The organism is Orenia marismortui DSM 5156, from assembly GCF_000379025.1.
In the GTDB taxonomy this organism is placed as follows: domain Bacteria; phylum Bacillota; class Halanaerobiia; order Halobacteroidales; family Halobacteroidaceae; genus Orenia; species Orenia marismortui.
The window spans coordinates 586,316-600,095 of sequence record NZ_KB900617.1; the positions used below are offsets into that span (position 1 = coordinate 586,316).

12 protein-coding genes, 1 other RNA gene and 1 other annotated feature (1 of these 14 only partly in view) are annotated in these 13,780 nt (G+C 31.6%); all 13 genes read right to left on the bottom strand.

Annotated features, from left to right (window positions below; genetic code table 11):
* Positions 1–507: a sequence feature (16S ribosomal RNA rRNA prediction is too short), on the bottom strand (it extends 113 nt beyond the left edge of the window).
* A 465-nt stretch (positions 508–972) separates the two neighbouring features.
* Entirely contained in the window at positions 973–1,518 is a 546-nt protein-coding gene (locus OREMA_RS18145; protein WP_018247724.1) for a class I SAM-dependent methyltransferase, read from the bottom strand.
* Positions 1,519–1,797: 279 nt separating this feature from the next.
* A complete protein-coding gene (gene nifU / locus OREMA_RS0102610) occupies positions 1,798–2,199 on the bottom strand; it encodes a Fe-S cluster assembly scaffold protein NifU (RefSeq protein ID WP_018247725.1) in 402 nt (133 codons plus the stop codon).
* 50 nt (positions 2,200–2,249) lie between these two features.
* Positions 2,250–3,407, bottom strand: coding sequence for a cysteine desulfurase NifS (gene nifS, locus OREMA_RS0102615; protein WP_040657272.1), 1,158 nt, complete (start codon positions 3,405–3,407; stop codon positions 2,250–2,252).
* 81 nt (positions 3,408–3,488) lie between these two features.
* Positions 3,489–3,947, bottom strand: a complete 459-nt coding sequence (locus tag OREMA_RS0102620) for an RrF2 family transcriptional regulator (RefSeq protein ID WP_018247727.1) — start codon at positions 3,945–3,947, stop codon at positions 3,489–3,491.
* Between the two features lie 343 nt (positions 3,948–4,290).
* Positions 4,291–4,917 (bottom strand): YczE/YyaS/YitT family protein, encoded by a 627-nt coding sequence (locus tag OREMA_RS0102625; protein ID WP_018247728.1) that lies wholly within the window; start codon positions 4,915–4,917, stop codon positions 4,291–4,293.
* Positions 4,917–5,543: a YigZ family protein gene (locus OREMA_RS0102630; protein ID WP_018247729.1), complete on the bottom strand. Its 627-nt coding sequence runs from the start codon at positions 5,541–5,543 to the stop codon at positions 4,917–4,919. The genes OREMA_RS0102625 and OREMA_RS0102630 overlap by 1 nt, the downstream gene beginning before the upstream one ends.
* 43 nt (positions 5,544–5,586) lie before the next feature.
* Positions 5,587–6,900: a replication-associated recombination protein A gene (locus OREMA_RS0102635; protein ID WP_018247730.1), complete on the bottom strand. Its 1,314-nt coding sequence runs from the start codon at positions 6,898–6,900 to the stop codon at positions 5,587–5,589.
* Between the two features lie 231 nt (positions 6,901–7,131).
* A complete protein-coding gene (locus tag OREMA_RS0102640) occupies positions 7,132–7,920 on the bottom strand; it encodes a Cof-type HAD-IIB family hydrolase (RefSeq protein WP_018247731.1) in 789 nt (262 codons plus the stop codon).
* Positions 7,921–8,016: 96 nt separating this feature from the next.
* Positions 8,017–8,595: a 5-formyltetrahydrofolate cyclo-ligase gene (locus tag OREMA_RS0102645; protein ID WP_018247732.1), complete on the bottom strand. Its 579-nt coding sequence runs from the start codon at positions 8,593–8,595 to the stop codon at positions 8,017–8,019.
* 126 nt (positions 8,596–8,721) lie between these two features.
* Positions 8,722–8,901: non-coding RNA, 6S RNA (gene ssrS, locus OREMA_RS18595), on the bottom strand.
* 120 nt (positions 8,902–9,021) lie between these two features.
* Complete coding sequence (gene aspS / locus OREMA_RS0102650) at positions 9,022–10,809, bottom strand: aspartate--tRNA ligase (RefSeq protein ID WP_018247733.1); 1,788 nt, start codon at positions 10,807–10,809, stop codon at positions 9,022–9,024.
* 17 nt (positions 10,810–10,826) lie between these two features.
* Positions 10,827–12,089 (bottom strand): histidine--tRNA ligase, encoded by a 1,263-nt coding sequence (gene hisS / locus OREMA_RS0102655; protein WP_018247734.1) that lies wholly within the window; start codon positions 12,087–12,089, stop codon positions 10,827–10,829.
* Between the two features lie 87 nt (positions 12,090–12,176).
* A complete protein-coding gene (locus OREMA_RS18150; RefSeq protein ID WP_018247735.1) occupies positions 12,177–13,745 on the bottom strand; it encodes a peptidylprolyl isomerase in 1,569 nt (522 codons plus the stop codon).
* Positions 13,746–13,780: the final 35 nt, after the last annotated feature.

Here is a 13,780-nt window from a genome sequence, read left to right on the forward strand (position 1 = left end):
GGCACGTAGTTAGCCAGGGCTTCCTCCAAAGGTACCGTCAACTTCAGCTGTTATTAACAACCAAAATATTCTTCCCTAAGGACAGAATTTTACGACCCGAAGGCCTTCATCATTCACGCGGCGTTGCTCCGTCAGACTTTCGTCCATTGCGGAAGATTCCCCACTGCAGCCTCCCGTAGGAGTCTGGGCCGTGTCTCAGTCCCAGTGTGGCCGATCACCCTCTCAGGTCGGCTACCCATTGTCGCCTTGGTGAGCTCTTACCTCACCAACTAGCTAATGGGACGCAGGCTCATCTTTAAGCGATAGCTAAGAAGAAGCCATCTTTGCTCGTAAGAGATTATCAGGTATTAGCCCCTCTTTCGAGAGGTTATTCCTAACTTAAAGGTAGATAACCCACGCGTTACTCACCCGTCCGCTACTCTACTCATTACCCGAAGGTAACTTTCGCGTTCAACTTGCATGTGTTAAGCACGCCGCCAGCGTTCGTCCTGAGCCAGGATCAAACTCTCCAATAAAAGATTTATTTAAATGTGAAAAACACATTTAATTACAAGTTTGATTAGCTCATTTTGTTACGACTAGTTGAAAACTTACATTGTTTAGTTTTCAAAGACCAAATGTCTTTTTGTCATGCGACAAGAAATATTGTATCAATTTCAAACAATGTTGTCAATAATTTTTCAAAATTATTTTTCAATAACTTTTAAAAACAAAAGATTTCTTAGCGACAACATCAATAAGTTTAACATTTGAATCAAGACTTGTCAATAAAAACTTTAAAAAGCAAATTTAAAGTTTTTTTGCAAGCGACAAGAATTAGTATAGCAAAATAACAAAGTATAGTCAATACCTATTAATATTTTTATAAAAATATTAATAATAATGAAATATTGCTAAATTCACAAGAAAACAATTAATTTCCCCAAACAACATTTAATATACTAACACTTATTAATATAATTGTCAACAAAATTATATTTTTTTATAAGCAATAAATAAAGGACCATCTTTTCTATATACTCCTACTATGCTTTTAGAAAAAGAAAGTTCATCAACTTTTTTAAATCTTTCTGATAAAATCATATCATCAAGTTCTTGCTGATAATATGCAGTTACACATCTATCAGGAGTATTTTTTGTTCTTTTTCTAACTTCAACTAACAAATAGCCACTTCTTTTTAAATTTAAATAAGTGTTTCTTATATACTCTTTTCTAGCATAATCCTTTTTTATAATGTTTAATACATAATTTGATATTATAAGATCAAAAGCCAACCTATAATTAACTAAAAATTTTTCATCTATTGTACAATATAATTCTTCTGATTTTTTTAGCGATCTAATTTTATTTATCTGGTCTGTAATATCACAGGCATAAACTTTAAAACCTAATTCACTTAAATAAATAGAGTTTCTCAATTTACCCGCACCATAATCAAGAATATAAGAAATACCATCCTTCTTATATGAACTTATAAACCATCTTATACTATCACAGGATCGATAAAAAATAATCATCCCCTTTTATTTTATATATTGTTTTAAAATTTATTATCCTCATCCAAAACTAAAGATTATTATATAAGTTTATCATCTATTATTCTAAATAAATAAAAAAATTATTCCTATCGCCAGAAGATAAATAATATCAAACTCACTCAATAACATCTCTTAAAAGTAAAAACAGATGGATATCCATCTGTTTTTACTTTTAGATTATAAATTCAATCTAAAAACATAAGTATCAAATTTTAAATAAACTCAATAAACAATATTTAATTTATTTTATTATTCATCTTATTCATGATGGTGATGATCATGATCATCATATTCTCTTTCAATTCCTAAATAATCATCAATAGCTTTATTTAAAGCATCAGCAGCTAAATTAGAACAATGCATTTTAACTGGTGGTAAACCATCCAAAGATTCTGCAACTGCATTATTAGTAATTTTTCTTGCTTCTTCTATAGTCTTTCCTTTAGCTAACTCTGTTGCCATACTACTAGTTGAAATAGCTGCACCACAACCAAAAGTTTTAAACTTAATATCTGTAATCACATCATCTTCCACCTTAATATACATTTGCATAATATCTCCACATTTTGGATTACCAACTCTTCCTACTCCATCAGCATCAGGTATTTCTCCTACATTTCTAGGGTTTTGAAAATGATCCATAACTTTATCTGAATACATAATATATCATCACACTCCTTAACATTCTCTAATCTAATTTTATATTAATATTAAAATTCAGCATTATAAATTGGAGACATAGCCCTTAAATCAGCTACAACTTTCGGTAAAACTTCTAATACTTTATCAACTTCTTCTTCAGTATTGTATTTTCCTAAAGTTAATCTTAAAGAACCATGAGCTACTTCATGAGACAATCCCATAGCAAGTAATACATGAGAAGGATCTAAAGATCCAGAAGTACAAGCAGAACCACTAGAAGCAGCAATTCCCTCTAAATCTAATTTCATTAAGATAGACTCACCTTCAATATATTTAAGACTAAAATTAACATTACCAGGTAGACGTTTAGTTCTATGTCCATTCAATTTTACATGATCAATCTTTTCTTCAATACCATTTATTAACCTATCTCTCATCTTCTCTAGCTTTTTAGCTTTTTGATCCATATTGTTTAAAGCTATTTCAGCTGCTTTACCTAGACCTACAATGCCTGGAACATTTTCGGTAGTAGCTCGTCTATTTCTTTCTTGAGCACCACCATGCATAAATTTATCAATTCTTGTCCCTTTTCTAATATATAAAGCACCTACTCCTTTAGGAGCATTAAACTTATGACCTGACAAAGATAATAAATCAACATTTAATTGATTAACATCTACAGTTATAGTACCTACTGCCTGAACTGCATCAGTATGAAAGATCACTCCTGCTTCCTTTGTTATCTCTCCAATTTCAGCAATCGGTTGTATACTTCCAACTTCATTATTAGCTAACATAATGGTCACTAAAATGGTATCTTCTCTAATAGCATCCTTCACTGCTTGAGGATCAACCATCCCATCTTCATCAACTGATAAATAAGTTACTTCAAAACCACGCTTTTTCTCTAAATATTTACAAGTATGTAGTACAGCATGATGTTCTACTGCAGAAGTAATAATATGCTTTCCCTTTCTTTCTAAAGCAGATGCTACACCTTTAATAGCATAGTTATCAGCTTCTGTTCCTCCACTAGTAAAGATAATTTCTGTCGAATTATCAGCAGAAATTAATGATGCTACTTTATCTCTAGCTTCAGTAACTGCATTTCTAGCCTCTCTACCAAAAGAATGAAAGCTAGATGCATTTCCAAATATATCAGTAAAATAGGGTCTCATAGCTTCTAAAACTTCAACATCTGTTTGAGTTGTTGCTCCATTATCCATATATATTCTTTTCACTTTATTTCCTCCTCTTCACCTAAAAAGTCACTTAATTATTTATATCATAATTAACTATACATTTACTTAAATATGATACATATAACCATGTCTATGACCAGTCTGTTGTGCGTTAATAGCTTCTTGTCTAAGGTCTTCTAATGTGATTGAATCTAAAACTTCATCAATGCTATCTTTAACCTTTTTCCAAATCATTTTAACAACACAATCAGGGCTATTTCCACATTCACCTTTTACTTCATCAGATACACAATCTGCAGGAGCAATTGGCCCTTCTAAAGCTCTAATAATATTACCTATAGTTATATCCTGAGGTTCTTTAGCCAATAAATATCCTCCATGAGCTCCGCGAACACTATTTACTATTCCCGCTTTTCTTAAAACAGCAATTAATTGTTCTAAATAATGCTCTGATATATCTTGTCTTTCAGCAATACTCCTGAGTGGAATAGGACCATCACCTTGATGTAATGCTAAATCAAACATTGCTCTTACACCATAGCGCCCCTTAGTTGATAATTTCATAAAAGCGCCTCCTTTAATCCCGAGTTTTCTTGTTGGTTTTCTTAAATTAATAATACCATAACACTTGGTTACTGTCAATTGAATTAATAAAAAATATAAGAAGATATCTTGTATTCAACCTTATCTATAATTATTTGTATTCCCTACTAAAATTATGTGTTTTGTAGGATTGATTTTTAACACTAGCACTTATAAATACTAAAATCTAAAATAAAACTTAATGGGTGTATTGCAATATTTTTTTGGTGTTAGACTCTAAGGATTTTGGATTAACTATCTCCTAATCCCGAAACTGTTGTTTAATGTACCATAAAAATATATTGACGTTTATTTTTAGAGTCATTTATCTATATATATTCTTACTAATAGTTGATTTAAAGTTTTTATCAGATAATCTATTAATCAACTTGAAAAAATTACTTACCACAGGTCCAACACCAAGGGCAATAACAATGGTACCAATACCAACTGGACCCCCTAATAAATAACCAATACTCAATGCAATTAGTTCCATAGAAATTTTTATCCAACTAATATCGCAACTTAGTTTATTCTTTAGCGTCATCATCAAACTATCTCTAGGTCCAGTACCACACTGAGCAGAAATATAAATCCCCATCCCTATTCCCCAGATGACAACTCCTATCCCTAAACATGATAGCTGTATAAATAAAGTATTTGGATCAGGTATAACCGCTTTCATAATATCAATCATAAATCCAACTAATATTATATTTATTATTGTACCCACAGTAGGTTTTACTTTGGCAAGCATAAAACTAAGTAATACAACAAATATTCCTGTTATTTGTCCAGCTTGACCTATACTTATATTAAAATATCTAGTTAAACCAATATGAAAAACATCCCATGGTGCTACTCCTAAATCAGCCTTAATAGTTAATACTATGCCAATGCTCACAATTGCTAAACCTAATGAAAATCTAAGCCATCCCTTTATAAACTTCATTATCTAAATTCCTCTCCTTTTTCTTCAAATACAGCTTGGCCTCTTGTAGCATCTATAATCCTATCTTTAAAAGCATTAATATAAGTAGGTTTCATAACCGATATAATTTCAACTCCATTATTCATATAGTTAACATTTTTAACTTCTCCTTGATGACCTTCTAAGTCATTAATAACTTCCCCCATTTGGTCATAAGGAATAGAAATACCTAGCTTTATATACCTGACTTTATTTATTAATCCCGCTTCTCTAATAGCCTTTCTAACACTACCCCCATAAGCTCTAATCAAGCCACCAACTCCATGCTTAATACCACCAAAATAACGAGTTACAACTACTGCAACATTAGTTACCCCTTCACCTTCAATAGCTTGTAATGCAGGCGGACCAGATGATCCAGCCGGTTCACCGTCATCACTAGATCTCTGTATAGCATCATCCCCAACACCTACTTTAAATGCATATACATTGTGTCGAGCATCATAAAATTCTTCAGAAATATCAGCAATGAACTTTTCAGCTTCTTCTACAGTATTAACACTCTTAACAGAGGTGATAAACTTACATTTTTTTATCTTCGCTGTTACTCTAATATCTTTAGCAACTGTACTATAACTATCTAACATTTTAACCTCTCCTCTTATCTTGAATACTAACAAATAATCTAAATTACTTTAAATTCTCCAGAAAAGACTTAATTTTATCTTCATAGCCATTTTTAGTAGGCTGATAAAATCTTGTACCCACTAAGTCATTAGGCAAATATTGTTGCTTCACATAATTATCAGAATAATCATGGGGATATTTATATCCCTTACCATATTCCAACTCTTTAGACCCACTATAATGAGCATCTTTTAAATGCTTAGGAACTCCCGCATCTGGTCTTGATTTAACAATATTCAAAGCACCATCTATAGCCTTAATAGTAGCATTACTTTTTGGTGCAGAAGCTATGTAAATAGCAGCCTGAGCCAATGGGATCCTAGCTTCAGGCATCCCAACATATTCTAATGCTTGAGCTGCTGAAACAGCAAGCATTAATGAATGGGGATTGGCATTACCTACATCTTCTGCTGCATGAACAATCATTCTTCTAGCTATAAATCTAGGATCTTCCCCCGCCTCAATCATCTTTGCTAACCAAAAAATAGCAGCATCAGGATCTGATCCCCTTAAACTTTTTACAAAAGCTGAAGTTATATCATAATGATTATCACCAGATTTATCATAATTGATAGCTTTCTGTTGAATACTCTCTTCAGCTACTTTTAGGTTTATTCTCCTAACACCATCTTCTTCATGGGTTGTTAATACTGCTAACTCAAGAGCATTTAAGGCTCTTCTAGCATCACCATTAGCAACTTCAGCTAGATGACTTAAAGCTTCTGAAGTTATATCTACACTATACTCTCCTAAACCACGCTCTTTATCTTCTAAAGCTCTCATTAATATCTTTCTGATTGAATCTGAAGATAATTTCTCTAATTTAAATATCCTAGATCTTGATATCAAGGGTGAATTAACTTCAAAATATGGATTTTCCGTCGTTGCACCAATCAAAATTAAGATTCCATCTTCTACCGATGGTAATAATGCATCTTGTTGACTTTTATTAAACCTATGTATTTCATCAATAAATAGCACCGTTTTTTTGGAATACATTCCCCTTCTCTCTTTAGCCCGTTTAATTACTTCTCGTAAGTCTCTTACCCCTGAAGTAACTGCATTTAACTTTTCAAAATCAGCCTTAGTAGTATTAGCTATAATCTGAGCCAATGTTGTCTTACCTGTCCCAGGAGGTCCATAAAATATAGCTGATTGCAAACGATCAACTTGGATAGCTCTCCTCAATAACCTACCCTCTCCTACAATTTGATCTTGCCCTATAAATTCATCCAAATTACAAGGCCTCATCCTCACTGCTAAAGGCTTATTTTGAATATTATCCTCATTATAAATATTTTGATTGAACAAATCCATCTTATCACCTCATTATATTATCTGAATAATGTATTTTTTAATGGGATAAAAAAGATATTACAAATAATTTATATAGTCTAAAACTCCATTAACCCTAAATTGTAAAATTAAATATATTTTTATTATTTATTATAACATAAATATAACGCCGGAACTAATCCGACGCTATATAATTTATAATTAAGTTTTATATGTAAAAATAAGAAGAATCCTGATTTCCTTAAATCAAGTTCAATCCTTTAAAAACTTTTCTAAAGCATAAGCAACTCCATCTTCTTGATTACTTTTAGTAACAAAATCAGCTACCTCTTTGACACCTTCTGGAGAATTACCCATTGCAACAGCTAAACCAGCCTCTTCAAACATAGCAACATCATTAAAATTGTTACCAATTGCTATAACTTCTTCTGAAGCAATATTCATTCTTTTAATCATATATTTTAAAGCCTTCCCTTTAGAAACCTCTAGATTCATAGTTTCTACACATCTCTCATCAGATCTAGTAATATATAAACCTCCTTCATATTTATCAGCTAATTGAGCAAATGCTTTATCAATATCTTCTGGATCAGCAAAAAAGACAATCTTAGTTGGCCCTTCCTCTAGCTGATATTTTGTGATAATAGTTGGATCTATTCCCTCTAATTCACGGTGAACCTTAGCAACTTCTTCATGAGAAGTAATAACTTCATCTTCAAAATAAAGACTTACCCCATAACCTTTACTATAACCATAATCTAATATTTCTTTAGCCAAACCTAGAGGCATACTTGAGTTTGTATAAACCGATTCCGTTAATGGACATTTAACAATAGAACCATTAGAAGTTACTAGTGGTAAATATACCTCTAATTCTTTAGTATAAGGATATAAAGCTTGATAAGGCCTTCCACTAGCTAATACAAAATTAACTCCTTGATTAGCATATTTAGTAATAATCTCACGATTTTTATCAGAAACTTTATGATCATCATTTAATAAAGTACCATCCATATCAATTGCTACTAATTTAAATTTCACTATATCACCCCACAATAAGTATAAATCTTCTGTTTCTAATTCTTCATTATATAATAGATTCCTTGTTAAAATTATCATAAATCAAATTAACATATTTTAAGAACTACAGACTATAACCTGTTCTTCACTAATTATCTTATCCATTTTAATATCATGATTATCAAAGACAACATTCGCAATAATTTGAAAATCAAAGCAGATAGCTATCTTAGTAAGATTAGAATTCTTAGCTAATAATTTATCATAATATCCTCCACCATATCCTAAGCGGTTACCTCTTTTATCAAAGGCCAACCCTGGCAAAACCACTAAATCAACCTCAGATAAATCAACAATTCTTATGTAATTACTTTCAGGTTCTAAAATACCATAGCTTCCTTGAGTTAATTCAAGGTCATAATCTTTCAACTCTGATAAATATAGTTCTCTATTATCTATATCTGTTACAGGTACTATGACTTTCTTTCCCATATCCAAACAATCTTTAATCATAGTTTCAGTTCTAACTTCATTTCTAAAAGCAACATAAAGCATTATACTTTGAGCAGAATCAAACTCTTCTAAAGCAAACAACTTATTCTTAACTTCTATACTTTTCTCTTCTATATCCTTATTATACATATTTTTTCGCAAAAATAATATTCTATCACGCTGTTCTTTTTTAGATATCTTCATGATTAAATCACCTAATTTTTGAATTAATTAAATTAGCAAAACTATATCACCCTACCTCAAGCTTGCATCCACTTCAAAATATTTAGATATAATAAAAATCTAGCCCAATAGGCTAGATTTTAAAAAAATTGTTCCGCAATGCCGTACTAGACTTTTTATTTTGCTCTCTCTCTACAAAGTGGGTGCCCTCCCATTTGATTTGTACTTCCACTCTTAGGAGGCTTGTACGCCACAAACGAAGCTAGGCTCCCTTTTAATATGGTGTTGGGCAAAATATAAATCCGATCACGAACATCGCAGAACAACTATATATTTTTCTCTCTTCCTTAACTATATTAAAATAATATCATATTTCTAAATTTATCTCAAGAAAAATTCCATTAACAATTTATGGATAGTAATATCCTTAATCAAATCTTAACTTAATTAATCTAACTCAATAGAATCATAATCCACTTCTATCCTTAATTCTTCCAACTGATCTTCAGCTACTATAGATGGAGCTTCTGTTAATAAGCAAGTTGCTTTTTGAGTTTTAGGGAAAGCAATTACATCACGAATAGAATCTAATCTTCCTAATAACATTACTAATCTATCAAGTCCAAAAGCAATTCCTCCATGAGGTGGTACTCCATATTGGAAAGCTTCTAATAAGAAACCAAATTTCTCTTCAATCTCTTCTTCATTCATATTCAATAAATTAAATATCTTCTCTTGTAATTCACTGTTATTAATCCTAATACTTCCCCCACCAAGCTCGATACCATTTAATACTAGATCATAAGCTTGAGAAAGTGCTTGATCAGCATCATCTTCATTTAATAACTCAATATCATCTTCTTGAGGCATTGTAAATGGATGATGTAAAGAAACATATCTTTTAGCATCTTCATCCCATTCTAATAATGGGAAATCAGTAACCCATAAAAATTTAAATTCATTTTCATCGATTAAACCTAAGGATTTTCCTAGTTTTAATCTTAAATTACCTAAAGAAGCAGCTACAACTTTAGGATTATCAGCCACAAATAATAATAAATCTCCAGTTTCTGCTCCCATAATATTTAAGATAGAATCTAATTCTTCTTCAGATAAGAACTTAGCAATTGGAGATTGTACTTTATCTTCTTTAATCTTCATCCAAGCTAAACCTTTTGCTCCATAGATTCCAGCATAATCAGTTAAATCATCAATGTCTTTACGAGAAAAATCTTCTGCAGCATCCTTAACATTAATTCCTTTAACCTGTCCACCTTTAGCTATAGTACCACTAAACACTTTAAATTCTGCATCTTTAACAGCTTCAGATACATCAATTAACTCTAATCCAAAACGAATATCTGGTCTATCTGATCCAAAGCGATCCATTGCTTCCTGATAACTCATATGTGGAAACTCATCTGGAACTTCAGCTCCAATAGTTTCAAAGATTTCTTGAATCATACCTTCTACTAATTCCATAATCTCATCTTGGCTCATAAAAGACATTTCCATATCAATTTGAGTAAACTCAGGCTGACGATCTGCTCTTAAATCCTCATCTCTAAAACAACGAGTAATCTGATAATATCTTTCCATTCCAGATACCATCAATAATTGTTTAAATAGTTGTGGTGACTGTGGCAAAGCAAAAAATTGCCCCTTATTAACACGACTTGGCACTAAAAAGTCTCTTGCTCCCTCTGGAGTACTTTTAGTCAAGATTGGTGTTTCAATATCTAAAAAGTCTTTATTATCTAAATAATTTCTTACTGCTTGCTTTACTTTATGTCTCAAGATAATATTTTCTTGCATAGGTTTTCTTCTTAAATCTAAATATCTATATTTTAATCTTAATTCTTCTCCTGCATTGATATCATCTTCAACTTGGATTGGAGGTGTTTCTGCTTTATCTAAGATATGTAGCTCTTCAGCATAGATTTCTATTTCTCCAGTCTTTAAATCATTATTAATCATTCCTTCTGGACGAGCTTTAACTTCACCCTTAATAGCAATAACAAACTCTTTTCTTAACTCATTAGCTAAATCAAACATATCTTGAGATACTTCTGGACTAAATACTACCTGTACCATCCCAAATCTATCTCTTAAATCAACAAAGATTACTCCTCCATGGTCTCTTCTACGTTGTACCCAACCCATTAATGTTAATTTATCTCCTACATGCTCACTTCTTACTTCACTACAATAACAACTTCTCTTTAATCCCTTCATTCTATTTACCTCCTAAATTAATCTATACGCTTTTTCATCTCTTCTACTAGATTCTCTAGTTTAATCTCTATTTGTTCTCCAGATGTCATATTTCTTATTGTCGCTACACCTTTTTCCAACTCATCTTCACCTAAAATAATACTATAATTAGCATTATTACGATCTGCAGCTTTCATCTGACTTTTAACACTTCTACCCAAATAATCCATTTCAACCTTTAAACCAGCCTTGCGTAATTTATGCAAATATTTAAAAGCTTCTTTATTGGCTTTTTCACCAATAGTAGTAATAAATAAATCAATACTATTATCAATTGGCAACTCAATACCTTGCTCTTCTAAAGTAAGTAAGATTCTTTCCATTCCCATAGCAAATCCAATCCCAGGAATATCACGACCACCAACTTCTTCAGCTAATCCATCATAACGTCCTCCACCAAAGATAGTATCTTGAGCACCCAAACCTTTGTAAATAACTTCAAAAGCAGTCTTAGTATAATAATCTAATCCACGAACTAAGTTAGCATCAAGAATATAATCTATATCTAATAAGTCCAAAAATTCTTTAACTTGATCAAAATCATCTTCACATTCTTCACATAATTCCTCATAGATTTTAGGTGCATTATTCATAAACTCTTTACCTCTATCTACTTTACAATCTAAAATTCTTAGTGGATTTCTATCATATCTATCTTGGCAATCAGAACATAGTTCTTCTAAATAAGGTTTGAAATAATTAATCAGCTTTTCTCTATATTCCGCTCTACATTTTGGACAACCAACACTATTTAAATGCAACTCTAAATTATCCAAACCTAATTCCTCTAATAATTGTAATCCTAAAGCTATAATCTCAGCATCTATAGCTGGATTATCACTTCCTAAAACCTCTACTCCCAACTGGTGAAATTCTCTATAACGACCCGCTTGTGGCCGCTCATACCTAAACATAGATCCTATGTAAAAATACTTAGTTGGCTGTGCTTGACCATAAATTTTATTTTCTAAAAATGATCTGACAACTGAAGCAGTACCTTCAGGACGTAAAGTAATACTTCTGCCACCTTTATCTTCAAAAGTATACATCTCTTTTTCTACGATATCTGTTGCCTCACCAATTCCTCTTTGAAAGAGTTCAGTTGCTTCAAATAATGGTGTTCGTATCTCCTTAAAATTATAGCTACTAAATATTTTTCGGGTTATATTTTCAAGATACTGCCATTTAGCAGTATCTTCAGGTAATATATCCTTAGTCCCTCTCGGGGCTGTAATATTCATTTTATCCCTCCTAAAGATTTGCAAAAATACTGCTACATATACTTATTAGTAGGGGCGTATATATACGCCCCTACATTAATTCCTTATCTAATTCTTTTCAGTTTTAGTTTCTTCTACTTTATTTTCTTCTTCACGTTCTTCTTTAACTTGTTCTTGTTTCTTCTTTTGAATTTCTTTCAATTTTTCCATTTCTGCTTTAGATTTATCTTCTAGACCCATTTGGCTATAAACTCTTGCCAATCTATAATGAGCCATTAGATTATCTCCAGATAATTTAGAGAATTTTTCATACTCTACAACTGCTTCATCAGTTTTATCTTGAGCTCTGTATAAGTCACCTAAACCTAAGTGTAACTCAGCATTATCTTGATTATTAGTTAATCCTTGTTCATAAACTTCAACAGCTTTATCAAATTTCTCTTCTTTTTGATAAATATTTGCTAAACTCATATAGAAGTCTACTTGCTCTGGATACTTATTAATTGCTTCTTGGTAAGTTGAAATAACATCTTCTTGATTACCATTTCTTTGATAAGCATCTGCTAAATTGTGATATAGATAATATGAACCAGAGTTAGCTTTAATGGCAGCTTTGTAATCCTTGATTGCTGTTTTAAGGTCACCTTCTTGAGCAGCAGTAAAGGCATTAATTTCTTTATCCTTAATTATTACTTTAGAATCATCTCTAGTTTCTTCTATCCATTGATTAATAGCTTCACTTTCCTTTTGAGATAATAGTTTCTTTCTTATCTCTTCTTTTTTACTATTAAACTCTTCCCCACTAGCTACTTTCTTATCAGTAACCTTAATAATATGATAACCAAATTCTGTCTTAACTAGATCACTAACTTCTCCTACTTTCATAGCAAAAGCAGCCTTTTCAAAAGCTGGAACCATCTTTCCATGCCCAAAAGAACCTAGTTCTCCACCGCGAGAAGCAGATGGTCCTTCTGAGTATTCTTTAGCTAATTCAGTAAAATCATTACCTGCTTTTGCTAACTTTAATACCTTTTCAGCTTTTTCTTTAGCTTCTTTATCATCTTTATCATCTTTATCATCAGTTTTAATTAAAATATGGCTTGCAGTTACTTCTTCATATTCTTTAGCAATCTCTTCTTCTGTTATCTTTACATCAGCCTTAACCTTAGCTAACATTCCTTCAATACGTTTTTGCATAGTCATACTATTTTTAATAGTATTTTTAACATCTTCTATAGTTTGTCCATTTTTCTTAATTATCTTTTCAAATTCTTCTTTAGATGAAGCATATTTATTAATAGCTTGGTCTAATTGTTCTTGAATAGTTTCTTCAGAAATCTCTGGATTAATACCGTTCTTTTCAGCCGCCTGTAAAATTAATTCTTGATTAATCAGGTTATTTAATACTCGAGATTTTAATCCAACTACTTGATTGGAACTAATTTGATTTTGATATTGTCTTAAATAACCATTTAATTGATACGAATATTCTTGATAAGAAATTTCTTCACCATTAACAGTTGCTACAGGTCTATCAGATCTTTGAGCATAAGCTTCTTGCTGACTATTCCCACCTCTTGGTCCTCTTAAATAAACCAAAGCTCCTGTTGCTACAAAAGCAACTACAATCACATAGATTATAGTCTTCATTCTTTTTCTTAAAGCATCCATTATCATTCTAATTTCCTCCCTTTAAGATATAAAGTAAAATT